The organism is Synechococcus sp. KORDI-49 (assembly GCF_000737575.1).
In the GTDB taxonomy this organism is placed as follows: domain Bacteria; phylum Cyanobacteriota; class Cyanobacteriia; order PCC-6307; family Cyanobiaceae; genus Parasynechococcus.
The window spans coordinates 351968-369446 of sequence record NZ_CP006270.1; the positions used below are offsets into that span (position 1 = coordinate 351968).

A 17479-nucleotide genomic window follows, 5' to 3' on the forward strand; every position below is an offset into this window, starting at 1 on the left:
GGCCACCGTTGAAGCCAGCCATCCAGACAGACGCGATTGTCGGGCTCGTCCTCAGGGGACAGCCCCTGATCGGTCGTGTTCTGTCTTCCAGGGGCAGCCGAGCGAGTATCGGATTCGGCGGTCAGCGCCGCGACCAGGAACTGCCTCAGAGGGATCTGACGGTGATCGCAGGGCTGGAGCCGGCTGCATCCCGGCAGCCCCTGCCGACGCCTGAAGCCATTCAGGACTGTGGCGTCAGTGCGCGAGCCGTGGCGGAAACCTGGTGGTTGCTGATCAGCGATCACAACGGTTCTGACGACGATCTGCCCTGCCTGTCCCTGGTGGAACTCGCCGATCTGGTGATGGCCTCCGTGACCCTGGCTTCCATAGCGGCGCTCTGGGACTGGTTGCATGGGCCGCAGCTGTGGTTTCGGCTGCGACGGGATCGTTCGCTGCAGGTGCGCCCACTCACGGAGATCCAGCGCCAGCGCGGCAGAAACAAGCAGCAGAGATTGCTGCTTCAACACCAGCAGCGGCAACTGGATCTGCTGCGTTCACCGCGACCGCTGACCACCGATCTGCGCGAACAGCTTGATCCGGAGTGGCGCAGAACTCTTGAACGACTGCAGGAGCTGGCGCTTGGAGATGAACGCCAGTTGCTCGCCGATGCGGATGCCTGCGAACAGATGCAGCAACTCTCGATCGAGGCATCGCGTCGCAGCCTGAGGCAGTGGCTGATGCAACGGGACCTGCTCGATCCGGATCAACCGGCAGGGCTGCGGGGGAGTGTCTGGTCGGCAACGTTCGAACCGGAGCTGCTGGAAGCGGCAGAAGACCTGAAACGGTGTTCGGAACGCCCTCAACCGGGGGATCCCATGCGTCTGGATCTCACCGATCATCGGGTTTACACGCTGGATGACAGCGGCACACGCGAGATCGACGACGGCCTCTCCCTGATGCGCGATCCCCGGGGAGATTGGATCTGGATCCACATCGCTGATCCCGCACGGCTGATCGAAGCGGACAGCCCACTGGATCTGGAGGCAAGGCGCAGGGCCACAAGTCTCTATCTGGCGGAAGGGGTGCGACCGATGCTCCCTTTCAGCCTCGCCGCCGACGTGCTGAGCCTGCGGGCCGGTCAGAGATGCGCTGCCCTGAGTGCCGGCGTTCGGCTCGACGCAGAGGGTGCGGTGCAGGAGAGCAGGATCTGCCGAAGCTGGGTCCGACCTCGCTACGGCCTCAGCTACGACGATGGTGATGAACTGATCGAACTGGCCCCGCCCGGGGATGAGGATCTTGCCGATCTCTCGCTGCTGTTGCGTCGTCGCCAGCAGTGGCGCGAACGTCAGGGGGCGATCGGATTCGATCGACCGGAAGGGCGGTTCCGACGTCTGGAGGATGGTCCGGCACTCCAGGTGATCGAACCAACGGCCGCCAGACGGATGGTCAGCGAAGCGATGCTGCTGATGGGGGCCGTGGTGGCTGATTTCGGTGTGCGACACGATCTGGCACTGCCCTTCCGCAGTCAACCTCCGGCAGAGCTGCCTTCGCCGGCCGAGCTGCAGGCACTTCCCGAGGGGCCGGCCCGTGATGCTGCGATCAAGCGCTGTCTCAGCCGTGGCGTCCAGGGCACCACCCCAATGCCCCATTTCAGTCTCGGCCTGGCCAGTTACGTCCAGGCCACCTCCCCGATCCGGCGCTACGCGGATCTGCTCAGCCACAGACAGCTCATCGCCAACCTTGAAGGCCAGACACCGCTCGACAAGGACCGGATCGGTGAGCTGATCGGGGATCTGGACTCACCGTTGCGACAGGGGATTCAGATCAGTCGGGAGGACCAGCGTCACTGGCAGCAGGTCTGGCTGAGCATGCATCGCGAGCAGACCTGGAGAGCGCTCTTCCTGCGCTGGCTGCGGCCCCAGGATCGATTGGCGCTGGTGCATGTCGCGGACCTGGCGATGGATCTGGTGGGTGTGGCGGAAGGGGTCGATCCCAACCCGGGGCAGTCTCTGCAGATGCGGATCCAGCATGTGGATGCGGATCAGGGCGAGCTGCGCATTCAGCTGGAGGCATCGAGCACCTGAATCACCCGCAGCCAGGGCCCCCATGGATTCTCGGCGGCGATCAGTTCCACGGGTTCAGCGTCGCGCATGGCCATCAACCACTGATTCACCGCCGGTTCCAGGGTGATCAAGGTCTGATCCCCCTGGCCGCAACTGAGCCGAAGAGCGCCATCCGGGCCGTGAAACAACCTGCCCTTGAACCGTCTGGCAGGCCCGGGGCATGGGGCGCCGTCAGGCTGCGGACGCGACAGGTCGCTGACCTGTGCCGGGTGCAGGTTTCCCTGCTCATCGACGGCATCCGGATGGCAGAGGCCACGGCGCTGGGCCTGAGCCCAGTCCGGATGCCAGCTCGGCCATTCCCAAAGCGGAAGGACCGCCGCCGGAGCGACCGGATCCTCCAGAAGGGCGTGCTGAACGGCCTCCACCGGCAGTTCGGCCGGCACAGTGGCTCTGCGGATGGAAAGGGCTGCCGCCAGTCCGGCCGCCTGCCCGAGATTGAGCATCAGAGGTTGCAGGCGTGTGGCTCCGTTGGCCATGTGGCTGACGCTGAAGGCCTTGTCCGCCATCAGCAGGTTGGGCGCCGACCTGGACACCAGGGCAGCCAGCGGCACACAAAAGGGGGTTCCGGTCCAGCGGCCGCCCCAGCGGCAGCTCTTCGGAGCCAGCGGCCAGTCCTCTCCTGGGTAGTGATGATCATTGGCATAGGTGCCCACGGCGATGCTGGTGCAACGCCCTGAGGCATCCAGAGGCAGGGGACCGCGCCGACCAGCCGCCACAGGCAGCAGGTCGCATTCGGTGACCACCGCATCGCCGACGAGGCGACGTCCTTCCCGCCAGTAGGGCATCAGCGCCAACTCGGGGGACGGACCAGGGAAGGCGGAGCCTGCCTCCAGCGCTCCGCCGGAGCAGGCCCGCAATGTGTCCAGGAAGGCGCGGCTATGACGCCGCATCGCGACGGCAAGGTCGTCTTTCTCCTTCGGATCTGGACTGATGCACCTGCCCAGATCGATGTGCCAGTCATTGCCCTGCTTCGGCCAGTTCAGCATCACCAGTCCCCCGGGCAGCCGGCCGTAGGTGAGGGTGCGTTCCAGTCCGAAGGTCTCGAGGCAGCCCCGGAAGGGCTCTTGGGGTTCAACCAACGGCTGCACGGGCAAACGAGCCTCTGTGAGCTGTCCCATCGCGACCCAGGTGGGCGACTGCACCGGCTGACGCCGGAAGAACGGATCGCTGGACAGCTGTTGCCGCGGTGGTGCACTCGGTTCGTTCCAGCATTCCCTGGGCTCCCAGCCCCAGCGGAACGGCACCTCCGCCCGTGCCATCAGATCACCAAGATCACTGCCATCGACAACGATCTCCGGAGTGAGGCTGATGCTCTCGTCGGCATACCGCACCGTCAGAACATCGATACGATCCGCGCGGCGGCCCACATCCAGCAGAGTGGTTCCCGGCCACCAGGTCAGCAGCTCCTCGGCTGCAACCCACTCCTGAAGAACCGCTTCCGCCTGGTCAGGCCGGAATCCGAAGCAACTCACCCAGTTCTGATCGAGACCTTCCGGCACCCTCGGCTGCAGGTCACGGATCAGAGCGCCCCACAGGCCGGTCTGCCAGCAACTGAGTTCATGGCCATCGGGTGCACTGACGCCGGCGGCGCTCAGCATTCCACCCAACCAGTGACCTGGGGTCAGCAGCAAGGTGGAGGCCCCGGTCCGGGCACTCTGAACAGCGGCTGCGCAACCACCGGTTCCCCCTCCCCAGACAACGACATCCCAGGACATCACGCGTCGCCGCCTGGGTGGAGAGCGGCGAGCCCGGCCTGCAGGCTCCTGTCATCCAGTTCTGAGGAGCGCGTCATCAGGTGCTGCAGAGGATGGTCGTTAGGATCCGGCGTCGCTGCGGTGCAGCGGAGTTACCGCTTTCAAGATGCCCTACACCCTCACAACTCCGCTTTATTACGTCAACGACAAGCCCCATCTCGGCAGTACCTACACGACCATCGCCTGCGACGCCCTGGCCCGCTACCAGCGTTTGCGCAACGGTTCCGTGGTGTTCATCACCGGTGTTGATGAACATGGCCAGAAGATCCAGCGCACAGCGGAACGACAGGGGGTTTCACCCCAGGAACACTGCGATCGCATCAGTTCCACCTACCGCGACCTCTGGGCCCGCTGGGGAATCAGCCAGGACCGCTTCATCCGCACAACCGATCCGCGACACCTTGACCTGGTCCAGCAGTTCTTTGCACGGGTCGAGGCCTCCGGCGATGTGGTGACAGGACGCCAGACGGGCTGGTACTGCGTTGACTGCGAGGAATTCAAGGACGATCCGGCCGAAGCGGTTGACCCCGACTGCCCGATCCACCGCAAGCCGTTGGAGTGGCGCGATGAGGAGAATCTCTTCTTCCGGTTGTCCCGGTACCAGAGCGCTATCGAGGAGCTCGTGAACCGGGACGATTTCATCGCCCCGGCCAGCCGTCGCCAGGAGGTGCGCAATTTCGTTGCCCAGGGACTGCGGGACTTCTCGATCTCCAGGGTCAATGTGTCCTGGGGACTGCCGGTACCCGGCCATGACGGACACACCTTCTACGTCTGGTTTGATGCCTTGCTCGGCTACCTCACGGCCCTCCTCGATGACGGAGGCGATGTCGACCTCGACAGGCTTGAGCAGTCGGGCTGGCCCGCATCAGTGCACGTGATCGGCAAGGACATCCTCCGCTTCCATGCCGTGTTCTGGCCGGCCATGCTCATGTCGGCCGGATTGCCGTTGCCGCATCGGGTGTTCGGCCATGGATTCCTGACCCGTGAAGGGCAGAAGATGGGCAAATCCCTCGGAAATGTCCTTGATCCGGAGGTGCTGCTCGAACGCTGCGGGACGGACGCTGTGCGCTGGTACCTGTTGCGGGACATCCAGTTCGGAGACGACGGCGATTTCCAGCAGCAGCGGTTCGTCGATCTGATCAACAACGACCTGGCGAACACGATCGGCAATCTGCTGAACCGAACGTCGTCCATGGCACGCAAGTGGTTTGAGGAATCCGTTCCCCCCGGTCGCGATGGTGCCGGCGCGGATCACCCCCTTGCCGTGCAGGCTGCCGGGGCGGTGAGCACCTGTCTCGAGGGACTCGATCGGCTGGCGTTCAAGACGTCCTCAGAAGCCCTGTTGCAACTGGCGATCGCAGCGAACGGCCACCTGAATGACACCGCACCCTGGAGCCGAATGAAGCAACCGGGTCAGGAGTCAGTTGTGGCGATCGACCTCTATGCGGTCCTGGAAGCGGCCAGGATCGTCGGTGTGCTTCTGTCCCCGCTGCTGCCGGATCTGAGCGCAAGGATCCTCGAACAGCTGGGGAATCCCAGGGCAGCCGACCGCTGGGAGGATCAACTGGTCTGGGGGGGACTGACCCCGGGAACGCCGCTGCCTCAGCCCAGTCCTGTGATGCAGCGACTGGAGCTGGACGAACCGCTCTGATGGCGATGCTGCTTGGTCCCGTCGGTCGGCGCCTGATCCCGCTGCTTGCCGGCCTTGCCGTGATGACAGGCTGCCAGGAGAAGCCAGCGAGCAACCAGCAGGCACCTCCCTTCGTGCTGCGCTCCCTCAGCCTCAATCAGCTCAAGCCCGACGGCTCCCGGGACTGGGATCTCAGCAGTCCGGAGGCCCGCTACGACCTCGACAGCCGAACCGTGCGTGCCAAACGCCCCTCCGGCGTGCTGTACAAGGCTGATCGCCCGGGGTTCCGGATCACTGCTGATCTCGCCACTGTTCTCAATGACGGGGAACTGGTGGTTCTGGAAGGGAACGTGCGTCTGCAGCAGCTGAATCAGCGACGCCTCCTGATCCAGGGCCAACGTCTGGTGTGGACGCCGGACCGATCGCAGATGGTTCTCGAGCAGCGACCGGTGGCGGTGGATGCGGAATCAAGACTCACCTCCCCGCGCCTGAACTACCGGACAGACACCGACAACCTGATCTTCGAGGGGCCTGCCCGCCTGCAGCGCTGGGACAAGGCGCGAACGGCGGACAAGCCTCCTGACACGCTCATCCAGGTTCAACGTGGCAGCTGGAATCTCGCCACCGGCCGTCTGGATGCCGCCGGTCCTGTGCTGGGCGAACGCCAGCCGGATCGTTCGCTCACAGCCAGCCGGCTGGAGGGCAACACCAAAGAGGGATATCTGGACCTGATGGAACCGGTGCACGTTCGTCTCGGTGATTCAGAGGATGAGATCAAGGCCGGACGGACACGCTGGAACTATCAGCGACGGGAACTCCGTTCCAACAGACCATTCACAGCCACATTCGAGGTAGGTGAGGCCAGTGGCACTGGCTTCATCATCGATGAGGAGGCCACCACGGTCACCATTGCAAGCGACTGCCGTCTGAACCAGCCGGGAGAGCAGCTGCGTGCCCAACGCTGTCGCTGGAACTGGAGCAATGAACGCGTCAGGGCAGAAGGGGACGTGGAAGTCCGGCGTGAAGCACTTGAACAGATCACCAGGGCTCCTGTTCTGGAGGGGGTGGTCGGGGAAGACGGCAACCTGCGGTTCAGTGGTGGGGGTGAGCGGGTTCGGTCCCGGATCAGACTGGGGGAACCGGCCCGTCAGCAACGGAATGGATCCCCTGCAGAGCTGTTCTGAGTCGGACGGCCCATCCTTCAGCCCAGCGTTCGTCCGATCGACTGAAGCAGCGTTCTGACCAGCCACCGATCACGACCACCCCATCCCCTCCGAGGGGACAGATCAACACGGAGGGAAGGGCGTCCAGCACGGGGTCAAACTCCCCTCGACCCGGAAACAGCGCGGTGCTCACCAGGGAGACACTGCTGTTCTTCTGCATCACGCGCCGGCAGATGGTTCCGGGGTGGAAGTCTCCATCGCTGATCAGCCCCCGACGCAGCAGGACAGTCCCCTGCCAGTAGACCAGCACGGTTGACGCAGCCGTCGCCGTCAGCAACATATGGCTTCCCCAGCCCAGCTCATCGCGGACCGCATCGGAGAGATCGGATGCCAGCACGAGACCCTGTTCGCCACCGAGCTCCTGACGAGCAGCGCTGCGAGGGTCGGCCCGGGTCCAGAGCACAGCCACCAGCAGGAGACTGACCGCAGCGACGGCCGAGAGCACTTCGGCCCGTTGCAGTTCCGGGGTGACGGACTGCGCCATCACGGTGTTCAGCACGGCCATCACAAGGATCAGCAGACCCCAGACGAGGACGATGCGGGCCTGGGCGGGCATGCGTTACCGGGCACTGTCAGAACCAGGACATCCTGCTCAAATGTGGACAGACCGTCCCGTCCGCATGACCAGCGCCGAAGCCTTTGCCGCCGTAGCCCTTGCTGCAGTTGCCTGCGACGGGACTCTTGGTCGCGATGAGGCCCATGCCCTGCGCCGACAGCTGGAGAACCGCAGCCTGTACACCAGCTGTTCGGAAGCCGCGATGGGTGAGCTGTTCGATCGGCTGCTCACCCTGCTCCGGGAGAACGGTGTCGCGGGACTGATCGATTCGGCTGTGCCCGCCCTCAATCAGAGTCAGCAGGAGTCGGCCCTGGCCGTGGCCGCCCATCTCGTTCACGCCGATCGCAAAGTGACACGTGAGGAGTCCGAATTTCTCCAGAGGTTGACGGAACAGCTCAACCTGCCATCCGGGGAAGCCCAGATGATCATCCGCTCGATCGAAGCACTCAACCGCGACAGCCTCGACAGCTGACGGCAGACTGTGGCCATGAATCGCCTGTGGGAGGAACCGCGTGAAGCCGCACTGGAAGCAGATCGTCACCGCACTGAGCGGCCTGGCTCTGGCTCTGATCCTGATGGTTCCAGCGGCCATGGCGGTCGCCCCGGCAGCGTTCAGCACCGAACGGCCGGTTGATCACGTGATCGACGATGCCGACGTCTTCAGTCGTGCCAGCCGCGGGGAGCTGGAAACGCGTCTGCAGGACTTTGAACAGGACCGCCTTGACGCCAGGCTGATCACGCTGCGGCGCCTGGACTACGGATACACCCTCAACAGCTTCGGGACCGAGCTGCTGGAGCAGTGGAGTCAGCCCGGTGAGGCGCCTCTGATGCTGCTTCTGATCGAAAGTCAGGGGAAACGGGCCGCGATTGTCGCGGACGACTCCCTGCAGTCACGCCTTCCTGAATCCCTGCTGAAAAGCACGGCACGCACCACGATGGCGATTCCACTGCGGGCTGGAGATCGCTACCGCCAGGCCTCGATGGACGGCCTCGGGCGGATCTCGGTAGTCCTGAACGGTGGTGAGGATCCTGGCCCCCCTGAGGAGACGGTGCGCACGACTCTGCCCACCAACATCCCCACCCAGGAAGAGACCCAGAGCAGCAATGCCACCACCTGGATCATCGTGCTGATGGTGCTCGGAACCATCATCCCGATGGCGACCTGGTGGGTGTTCTCACGCTGACCACCGCAGCTGATGACGCGTCGAAACTGGATCCAGCTCTTTTCCCACGACCAGTCATTCGACCTCTCCAATGAACTGGAGAGGGGGTATGAGGCTGCCCTGCTGATCCAGAGCCTCGAGCTTGAGTACTACGCAGACCGTCCGGTTCGTCCGGACCTTGAGCTGTCGGTTCCCCGGCAGGTTCAGCTGACGATTCTTCGACGCTTCCGGACAGCTCTGAACATCTGCCGCTCGAGCAAGGCGGCCATCGAACCGAAACGCGGCCAGTTGGATGTTCAGGAACTGCGACAGCTGCAGCTGATCGAAACCGTCGTGGCCCGCTACGCACCGGGTCGCTCCTCACAACGCGGAAAAATCAGCAGGGACCCGGAACCTCTTCCCCGGTCGCTGCTCAGCCTCTTCGACTCGATGCGTCGTCAGCTGGACCCCTCTTCAGAGGAAACCCTCGTTGCAGGTTTTCGGCGGCGCCGTGATTCCACACTCATCTCCCTGCGTCTGGTCCTGCTGCTGATCCTCGTACCGCTCATGGTGCAGCAGATCTCGCGCACCTATCTGATCTCCCCGGTGGTCGACCGCCTGGCACCTGATCTCGGCTTTCTGAGCTATCCGAAAGACGGCCTCGAAGCAAGGTCTGTGGAGAAGCTGCGGATTTACAAGGAAGAAATCGAGTTTGAAGCTCTGCTCAGCGGCGTCGAGACTCCGACGGGTGATGCCATGCGGGAGAAACTGAGAGTCAAGGCAGAAGAACTGAACCGTGAGATCACATTCGAGAGCCTTCAGGCGATCAAGAATGTTCTTTCCGATCTTGCCGCTCTGATGGCCTTCGTTGTGGTCTGCTTTTCGAGCCGAGATGAACTTCGGGTTCTTCGAGGTTTCATCGATGAAGCTGTTTACGGTCTGAGTGATTCAGCCAAGGCTTTCGGCATCATTCTGTTCACAGATATCTTCGTGGGCTATCACAGTCCAGAGGGATGGACTGTTCTGCTTGACGGTGTTGCCAACCATTTCGGATTACCGGCTCAGGAGAACTTCATCATGTTGTTTATCGCCACTTTCCCGGTGATCCTGGCAACGATTTTCAAATACTGGATCTTCCGTTATCTCAACCGGGTCTCACCCTCGTCTGTGGCGACACTGAAGGGAATGAACGGTGGAGGCTGAAGCCCCAGCGCGGGCAGGATCCCTCGTTCTTGTCCACGGTCCGGCCCGCGGCGGCAAGAGTCGCTGGGCAGAAGCACTGTTGAAGGACATCACCCCGGTCACCTACGTCGCGACATCACCGGGACGACCTCAGGATGCGCGCTGGCAGGAGCGATTGCGTCTGCACCGCATGCGGCGACCGGATCACTGGGCGTTGCTGGAAGCGGGTCCGGACCTTCCCCAGGATCTGAAGCGCGTTCCTGGGAACCATGCCGTTCTGATCGATGCTCTCGGCGGATACGTGGCCCGGCATCTCGACTCGGACAGCAACATCTGGGATCAACAGACCGAACGCCTGCTCAGCCAGCTTTCGACCATGGGGCAGACCTGTGTTCTGGTGATCGAGGAAACGGGGTGGGGCGTGGTTCCGCCCACCGCCATCGGCGGTCTGTTCCGTGACCGACTCGGAGCTCTTGCCCAGCGCCTTGATCGTCAGGCGGTGGCCAGTTGGCTGGTGGTGCAGGGTCGGGCACTGGATCTTCACGCTCTGGGGGTACCGGTTCCATGAAGCTTCCGGATCCCTCAGCAGCGCTGCGCATCGCCTTGTTCGAACCGCAGATTCCTCCCAACACCGGGAATATCGCCCGCACCTGTGCGGCGTTCCAGCTGCCACTGGCTTTGATCGAACCCCTCGGGTTCCGGATTGACGACCGCAGCCTCCGGAGGGCCGGTCTCGACTACTGGCCGCACGTGAGGGTCTCCACCCATGAGGATCTCAACGATCTGACAGGACAGCTCCCGAGGGAGAGCCGTCTGATCGGCTGCAGCCGCTACGGCGGTGTGGCCTTGACGTCAATGGTGTTCCAGCACGGTGATGTGCTGTTGTTCGGACGGGAGGACACGGGGCTGCCGCCATCAGTGCGTGAACGCTGTGACGGCATGGTCACGATTCCCATGCCAGGCGCAGCGGACAGCTCGGGCCGAGGAGGCGTGCGCAGTCTCAACCTTTCGGTGGCCTGTGCTCTGGTGGCATTCCACGCAGGAACTCAACTGAGTTTGTGGTGATCGACGGAGTGATCCAGTCCCCCTTGCACCCAAATGTTTGGCTCGTTACCTTCGGCCCACTCAGACGGTCGTATGCCGTCCAAGACTTCCTCCGGGGTGCATGCGTTTCGTCCAGGTCCTACTGACGGTCACTGCGCCGATGCTGACCCTCGGCATCTGGCAGGGTCAGCCTGGACAAGCCAACAACCGCCCACTGATCGCTGAACTCCCTCCGCTTCCATCTCTGACGGAGGAGGAAATCGCCAGCGACAAGATGATCTGGGTGCAGCTTCAGGAGAGGATCGGCCTCGGAAGCCTGGCTGAACTGCTTGGGCTGCAGGGTGAGGAGCTCTCCAGACTGAACGAGAAATCGGAAGCTCACCTCTACCTATCTGGCTCGTGGGTCAAGCTTCCAGCCGAGGCCGTTGAAGAACTCGAGTTCATCTCAGCGGTTGATGCTGAGTCCCGCCGCACATCGCCTCCCGTTCTGGCACCTCCTCCGGTCGGCAACACGGCGCGTGTTCAGTCGGGTGACTCTCTCAACACGTTCCTGTCCCGCAACGGACTCACCTGGGATGAGTTGCGCAGCCTGAATCCCGGCCTCGAATTGAGCTCGATGGCCGCCGGAAGTGAACTGACGGTCGCCAAAGCCAGCAGCGCAAGACAGCTTCTGGCCATCCGACCCACCGTCAGTGGTGGTGCCAGCTGGCCTCGGCGGCCTCAGTTCGAGACACCGGTAAAGCAGGCTCCCAAGCTTCTCAACAATTCCTACTCCTGGCCCACCAAAGGCATCTTCACGTCTGGCTACGGCTGGCGTTGGGGTCGGATGCACAAGGGCATCGATATCGCCAACAACACGGGCACCCCGATCCATGCCGCTCGGGATGGAATCATCACCTACTCGGGTTGGAGCAGCGGTTACGGCTATCTGGTGGAGATGTCCCACGCCGATGGAGAGTCCACGCGGTATGCCCACAACAGCCGGCTGCTGGTCAAGAAAGGCCAGGTGGTCCCTCAGGGAGCCCGCATTTCCCTGATGGGAAGCACCGGACGCAGCACCGGCCCCCATCTGCACTTCGAGATCCGCCGTTCCGGTGGAGCTGCTGTCAATCCCCTCTCCAAGCTTCCAACCCGTCAGGCCTGAGCGTCTGGTGATCCTCTAAAATCCGTTCATACAAGGCTCGGTAGCTCAGCTGGTTAGAGCGTGGGATTCATAACCCCAAGGTCGGGAGTTCAAGTCTCCCCCGAGCCATTCGTCTGTTCTGAACATCAACTTCTCAACGCATGTCGATGGCGTTGAGCCGGTCGCGGAACGTGCGGTTGTTGTCCTTCTCCTGCATGGAGGTGGTGGATGCCGTTGGAGTCGACCTGGACTGCGGCGGCGCCTGACGTCTCTGGCGCTCGGAGCGACCGGATGTGCCCGGCATCCTGAGAGCTCCCGTCGTGCTGTCACGATCCAGCGGTCGCTTCTTCAGGTCACCGCGCAGCTGATTCAGAAGCCGGAAGTGCCCGGTGGAACTGAATTTGCGCAGCAATGAGGGATCCCAGCTCATCAAGACCGAAAGGTTGTTGCAAAAGTGTATGGTCTAGAGCAGCGGGACCCGTGATAGGTTGCGCGCGCAATTGGAAGTCGATCCGACTACGACTTAGTCGCCGTCGACGACCGGTTCATCACCACCGCATCCCGAACATGCCCGAAAACGGTTGCCTGCGTGTGGGCCAGATGGCCCCGGATTTCACCGCCACCGCTGTGGTGGATCAGGAGTTCAAGGAAATCAGCCTGTCCCAGTACCGGGGCAAGTACGTCGTGCTGTTCTTCTACCCCCTGGACTTCACCTTCGTCTGTCCGACAGAGATCACGGCCTTCAGCGATCGCATCGCTGATTTCACCAGCAAGAACACCGAAGTTCTCGCGGTCTCCGTCGACAGCAAGAACTGCCACCTGGCCTGGATCCAGACTCCTCGTAACCAGGGTGGCGTGGGCGATATCAGCTATCCGCTCGTCTCCGACCTGAAGCGTGAGATCTGCACCGCCTACAACGTGCTCAACGACGACGGCGAAGCCGATCGCGGACTGTTCATCATCAACCCGGAAGGGATGGTCATGCACATGACCATCAACAAGGCGCCCGTCGGTCGCAATGTTGATGAAACCCTTCGTGTGCTTCAGGGCTACCAGTACGTGGCGGCAAACCCCGACGAGGTCTGCCCCGCCAACTGGACTCCTGGCGAAAAGACCATGAAGGAGGATCCCGTCGGCAGCAAGGAGTACTTCTCTGCCATCGGCTGATCAACCGAGCACATCCTCGTTATCCGGCTCCGGCGGTCTCTGACCTGCCGGAGCCTTTTTCATGAGCTGATCGATCGCGCCAGAGAGCGTATCCGCCATCGCGATCCCGCGTCCGTCACTCACCACGATCCTGACAAGCGTGGGAAGCCCCCCCTGGCTGGCGCGCAGATAGACCGGCTCGACGTAGAGAAGGCTGCTGCCAACGGGGACCACCAGAAGATTGCCCTGAACCACTTCAGATCCGCCGCGATCCCAGAGTCCGAACATCTTGCTGATATCGGGATCCTGGTTGATCCTGGCCTGCACCTGCTGTGGCCCGGGGATGGGCTTGTCCTGAGGGAAATCAATCAGCACCAGTTCCCCGTAGTGATCGCCGTCATTGCGTGCTGCAAGCCAGCCGGTGAGATTCGGTCGGGCCTGGGGGGTGAAGGGCTGAAGCAACAGGAATTCCGAACTGCTGTTGGCTTCCAGTTGTGCCGTGATGTGATAGGGCTCAACAGGCACTTCCCTGTCGCCGTAGGTCTCAACGGGCAATTGCCACACGTCGTCACCGCTGTAGAGCACCCTCGGATCGATCACGTGGTAAGTCTGAAGCTGCTGGACCTGCACCTTGAACAGGGCTTCCGGTACACGCAGGTGCCGGCGAAGGCTCTCAGGCATGGCGCTGAGGGGTTCGAACAGATCCGGGAACAAGGCTGACCATCCACGGATCAGCGGGTCTTCCGGTTCACTCACATAGAAGTGGACGCTGCCGTTGAAGGCATCGACAACGGCCTTGACCGAATTGCGCAGATAGCGATCACTCAGGGCGTCGCCGACAGCTGCGCTGTAGGGGTAGGTGGCTGAACGGGTGAAACCCTCAACGATCCAGTACTGGTTCTGATCCTGCTCATAGCCGGCCCGTCCCTGCTCGATCGGGACGGAGACCAGATAGGGATCGCCGCGGAACTCCAGGAACGGGGCGATCGCTTTGACCCGCTGGTGGACATCACGCCTGAGCAGAAGACGGGTGTCGGATGTCATCGAACCGGTTGTCAGCAACCTTGGCTCCATCAGATAGGCAGCAGCAGCAAGCCTCTGGGGGAGGAAACCGATGGGAACACCAGCTGCCCCCGAGTAATTGGTGTAAACGTTGACATCGCCCTCCGGGTAATCGAACTCGTCCACGAGGGTCGGAGCCACCGCATAGGGCGACGGCAGCATGCCGAAATACAGCGCCGCCCGGTTCACAGGGACAACCCGCTCAACATCCCCGCGGGAGATGCCAAGCCTTGCATTGCCTTCGATGCGGGTGGCGGAGCCCAGATCGCTGATGAAATAGGGCGGAAGGCCATCCGGACGGGCCGCATTCACCGGGCTCAGCGTGAATCCGTAGCCGTGGGTGAACACGAAATGACGGTTCAACCACGTCCGGGACCGTCTGGGCAGTTCGGACTGCTCCAGCTCCCGGGCCGCGAGGATCACCTGCTGAGCCGTGTCGCGATCGGGGAGGAGTGGATAGCGATCAACGGCGGCGTTGGAGAAGCGGTAGTAGACACGAAGCTGCTGCAGCTGTCGATTGGTCTCCAGCAGAGGCCTGCTGTCCCATAGACGGATGTTGTCGACGGTGCTGGCTGCCGTCTCCAGATCGGCGCTGGTGAGATTGGAACTCAGATCATCCGAGCGGAAGCTGATGCGATCCAGCTGGAAGGCGCGTCGGGTCGATGTGATCGCCTGCTCCAGGTAAGGCATCTGCAGCGTCAGTTCCTGGGGTCGCAGCAACAGCCAGCGGGTCAGAGGGGTGACCAACTGCTCGATCAGCACGGTGATCACCAGCAGCACCAGCAGCAGACGCGGCGCGCGCCGGCGGAGACGATCGTCTCCGCCAGCGATCACAGCAATGGCCAGGAGCAGCAGCAACAGCGCGATCAGGCTGCGGAACGGCAGGGTCAGATGAACCTGCAACCAGCCGGCACCGGCGACCATGCCGGACTGCGTCCAGAGGAGCTGATGGCGTGACAGCCAGCACCAGCAGGCAGCGGTGGTCAGGATCAGGCCGCTCCAGCGGCGCAGACCGTTCAGAGCGTGAGGGGCAAATCCGGGACATTCCCAGTCACTGAGACACGGAGGACGGATCAACCGCCCCCAGACCGTGCTCGACAGGGTGAACAGCTGAGCCAGCAACCCCAGCTCCAGCAGCAATTTGATGGCGGCGAAACGGGCGAGGGAGAAGCTGATGTCGCCGCCGAGCAGAGGTTCGGTCAAGCCCGTATCGGGAATGTCCACTGCCAGCGCCCACACACTCCAGGCCCTGGCGGTGATCACCACAAGGCCGATCCAGCCGAGACGCATCAGCCAGACCATCCAGGGGAGTCGGAGAGCCAGCAGGCCCACGGCCAGACTCAGAAGCACGAGGACCTGGCGAGAGCCGGAGAGATCGAAGGACCACTGCCCCAGCGTGGTCGGATGAAGTAGCGCCTCGACCACCAGCAGGCCGATCAGCACCCCGCTGACCAGAAGCACGGCACCACTCACGGCCAGAAGCAGGCTGTAGCGCCACCCCCGCAGCACGGGAGCGAGGCTGTCCGAGCGGTCCACCGGAGACGCCAGGACGGTTCGGCTCCAGCGGGATGCGGCCAGCAGCAGGATCGCGGCGCACCCCCCTGACAGAAGCTGCAGGCCCCAACGCTGCAGCAACACGCCCTGCCAGTCGAACTGAGCGAACCAGAGCCACTCCACCAGCATCCGGGCTGCCAGCCACGACAGCGGGAGCAGGAGAAGCAGACGGATCACGTCAGGCCGGCAAGCTGCATGAAGCGGTCCCCCGGCAGGGTCTCCTCGTCGATCAGGGCCTCGACCAGACGGTCCATCACCTGCCGTCTCGGCTGCAGGAGAGCCACTGCCTGCTCAAGGGAGCGTCGGGCAAGGGCACGGACCTGGGAATCAATCTCCCGTCCTGTCGTCTCGGCGTAGTCGGGACGCTGGTTGAACCAGTCCTTGCCGAGGAAAACCTCGGAACCTGCCGACTCAAGGGCGACCGGTCCCAGGCTGGAGAAACCGAAGCGGGTGACCATCTCCCTGGCCAGACGGGCCACTGTCTGGAGGTCACCGCTGGCTCCCTGGGTCACTTCCTGAGCTCCGAACACCACGAGTTCAGCGGCGCGTCCCCCCAGCATCACCACAAGATCCGCCTGCAGATAGGCGCGTGTGTAGAGGCCCGAGTCGAGGCGTTCCTCATCCGGCATCAAACGGGAGTAGCCGGCCGCGCCACCGCGGGGAAGGATCGTGACCTTGTCGACGGGGTCAGCTGCCGGCAACAGCGCCGCGACGAGAGCGTGGCCGATTTCGTGATAAGCGATCAGACGTTTCTTGGCACTGTCCTGGAGGGGTCTGGCGCTCAACCCCATCGTGATCCGATCCAGGGCGCCTTCCAGTTGGGTGTCCGTGATCGCCTGCTCCTGCTGACGAGCGGTGAGAATCGCCGCCTCATTGAGCAGATTGGCAAGGTCGGCTCCGGAGAATCCCGGTGTCCGCCGTGCCCAGTGCTCCAGATTCACGCTGGGATCCAGGGGCCTGGTTCTGGCATGGACCGCGAGGATGTCAGCGCGGCCACGGCGATCGGGCAGCGAGACATCGATGCGGCGATCGAAACGGCCCGGACGCGTCAGAGCGGCATCGAGCACATCGGCCCGATTGGTGGCCGCCAGGAGAATCACACCGGAATTCTCCGCGAAACCATCCATTTCGGTGAGCAGCTGATTCAGCGTCTGCTCCCGTTCATCATTTCCGCCACCGATTCCTGCCCCGCGCTGACGACCGACGGCGTCGATCTCATCGATGAAGACGATGCAGGGAGCTTTCTCCTTGGCCTTTCGGAACAGATCCCTGACTCTGCTGGCTCCGACACCGACGAACAGCTCAACGAATTCGGAGGCGGCCATCGAAAAGAAGGGAACGCCGGCCTCCCCGGCGATCGCCCTGGCCAGAAGTGTCTTGCCGGTTCCCGGTGGTCCCACCAGCAGAACACCTCTGGGAATCCTGGCCCCGAGCCGGATAAAGGACTCCGGCTGCTTCAGGAAGGTGACCACCTCCTGGAGTTCCTGTTTCGCCTGGTTGATGCCGGCGACGTCCTCGAAGCGGACCTGAAGATCCTCCTGAGCCTTGACCCGAGGCTGACTGCGTCCGAAACCCAGCGCTTTGTTGGCCACCTGAGCTGAGCGCCTCAGCAGCAGCGAAAGCCCCACAACGATCAGCACGATCAGGGCAAGGTTTCCGGCCATGCCGGCCAGGGCCTGATCCTGGCGGACATCCCGCACCGTCAGTGGAGTGCCGGAAGCTTCGGCAGCCCGCAGAATCTGCTGGTCGTTGGCGAAGACAGCAACGGTGGCGCGCCGGCCATCGCGATAGGTCACCTGCACTTCCCGGCGCCCGGGGATCAGCTCGAGGTTGCTGACGTCCTTCTTCTCAATCTGACGCAGCAGCGTGGAATAGCTCGTCGGGGGCTGTCGCCGACCCAGAGCGGGCATCAGGGACGGCTGAGGACGGCTGGTCTGTTCCGGAGCGCTCGAACCTGAACT

Annotated in this window: 15 protein-coding genes and 1 tRNA gene; 11 read left to right on the forward strand and 5 right to left on the reverse strand. The window is 63.0% G+C overall.

What is annotated here, in order from left to right; genetic code table 11:
* Positions 1–8: 8 nt before the first annotated feature.
* A complete protein-coding gene (locus tag KR49_RS01915) occupies positions 9–2063 on the forward strand; it encodes a ribonuclease catalytic domain-containing protein (RefSeq protein WP_043691142.1) in 2055 nt (684 codons plus the stop codon).
* On the opposite strand, the gene KR49_RS01920 is transcribed toward KR49_RS01915, so the two are convergent.
* Entirely contained in the window at positions 2039–3817 is a 1779-nt protein-coding gene (locus KR49_RS01920) for an FAD-dependent oxidoreductase (protein ID WP_173402115.1), read from the reverse strand. The genes KR49_RS01915 and KR49_RS01920 overlap by 25 nt on opposite strands.
* A 145-nt stretch (positions 3818–3962) precedes the next feature.
* On the opposite strand from KR49_RS01920, the gene KR49_RS01925 reads away from it, so the two are divergent.
* Together KR49_RS01925 and lptC are read left to right on the forward strand one after the other, a co-directional pair.
* Positions 3963–5507, forward strand: coding sequence for a methionine--tRNA ligase (locus tag KR49_RS01925; RefSeq protein WP_043691145.1), 1545 nt, complete (start codon positions 3963–3965; stop codon positions 5505–5507).
* Positions 5507–6670: an LPS export ABC transporter periplasmic protein LptC gene (gene lptC, locus KR49_RS01930; RefSeq protein WP_043691147.1), complete on the forward strand. Its 1164-nt coding sequence runs from the start codon at positions 5507–5509 to the stop codon at positions 6668–6670. Before KR49_RS01925 ends, lptC begins: the two co-directional genes overlap by 1 nt.
* On the opposite strand, the gene KR49_RS01935 is transcribed toward lptC, so the two are convergent.
* Positions 6612–7265 (reverse strand): cofactor assembly of complex C subunit B, encoded by a 654-nt coding sequence (locus KR49_RS01935; RefSeq protein ID WP_043691148.1) that lies wholly within the window; start codon positions 7263–7265, stop codon positions 6612–6614. The genes lptC and KR49_RS01935 overlap by 59 nt on opposite strands.
* Before the next feature lie 64 nt (positions 7266–7329).
* Between KR49_RS01935 and KR49_RS01940 the strand changes: the two genes are divergently transcribed.
* The 7 genes from KR49_RS01940 to KR49_RS01970 all read left to right on the forward strand — a co-directional run bounded on the left by KR49_RS01940 (position 7330) and on the right by KR49_RS01970 (position 11885).
* Positions 7330–7737 carry a tellurite resistance TerB family protein gene (locus KR49_RS01940; protein ID WP_043696492.1) on the forward strand — a complete coding sequence of 136 codons (408 nt, stop codon included), beginning with the start codon at positions 7330–7332 and terminating at the stop codon, positions 7735–7737.
* Between the two features lie 103 nt (positions 7738–7840).
* Positions 7841–8449 (forward strand): photosystem II repair protein Psb32, encoded by a 609-nt coding sequence (gene psb32 / locus KR49_RS01945; protein ID WP_084188079.1) that lies wholly within the window; start codon positions 7841–7843, stop codon positions 8447–8449.
* Between the two features lie 12 nt (positions 8450–8461).
* Complete coding sequence (gene pxcA / locus KR49_RS01950) at positions 8462–9610, forward strand: proton extrusion protein PcxA (RefSeq protein ID WP_043691151.1); 1149 nt, start codon at positions 8462–8464, stop codon at positions 9608–9610.
* Positions 9600–10157 carry a bifunctional adenosylcobinamide kinase/adenosylcobinamide-phosphate guanylyltransferase gene (locus tag KR49_RS01955; RefSeq protein WP_043691152.1) on the forward strand — a complete coding sequence of 186 codons (558 nt, stop codon included), beginning with the start codon at positions 9600–9602 and terminating at the stop codon, positions 10155–10157. The genes pxcA and KR49_RS01955 overlap by 11 nt, the downstream gene beginning before the upstream one ends.
* The gene (locus tag KR49_RS01960; RefSeq protein WP_043691154.1) at positions 10154–10654 is read left to right on the forward strand and encodes a tRNA (cytidine(34)-2'-O)-methyltransferase; all 501 of its coding nucleotides are present in this window, start codon (positions 10154–10156) and stop codon (positions 10652–10654) included. Before KR49_RS01955 ends, KR49_RS01960 begins: the two co-directional genes overlap by 4 nt.
* A 139-nt stretch (positions 10655–10793) precedes the next feature.
* Positions 10794–11777: a peptidoglycan DD-metalloendopeptidase family protein gene (locus tag KR49_RS01965; RefSeq protein WP_253912790.1), complete on the forward strand. Its 984-nt coding sequence runs from the start codon at positions 10794–10796 to the stop codon at positions 11775–11777.
* A gap of 34 nt (positions 11778–11811) precedes the next feature.
* A tRNA-Met gene (locus tag KR49_RS01970) sits at positions 11812–11885 on the forward strand.
* Positions 11886–11910: 25 nt separating this feature from the next.
* Here KR49_RS01970 and KR49_RS01975 read toward each other — a convergent pair.
* Positions 11911–12186: a hypothetical protein gene (locus tag KR49_RS01975; protein WP_043691159.1), complete on the reverse strand. Its 276-nt coding sequence runs from the start codon at positions 12184–12186 to the stop codon at positions 11911–11913.
* A gap of 137 nt (positions 12187–12323) precedes the next feature.
* Between KR49_RS01975 and KR49_RS01980 the strand changes: the two genes are divergently transcribed.
* Entirely contained in the window at positions 12324–12923 is a 600-nt protein-coding gene (locus tag KR49_RS01980) for a peroxiredoxin (RefSeq protein ID WP_043691161.1), read from the forward strand.
* On the opposite strand, the gene KR49_RS01985 is transcribed toward KR49_RS01980, so the two are convergent.
* Positions 12924–15695 carry a UPF0182 family protein gene (locus KR49_RS01985; protein WP_043691162.1) on the reverse strand — a complete coding sequence of 924 codons (2772 nt, stop codon included), beginning with the start codon at positions 15693–15695 and terminating at the stop codon, positions 12924–12926.
* Positions 15692–17428, reverse strand: coding sequence for an ATP-dependent zinc metalloprotease FtsH (ftsH, locus tag KR49_RS01990; RefSeq protein ID WP_084188081.1), 1737 nt, complete (start codon positions 17426–17428; stop codon positions 15692–15694). The genes KR49_RS01985 and ftsH overlap by 4 nt, the downstream gene beginning before the upstream one ends.
* Positions 17429–17479 lie beyond the last annotated feature (51 nt).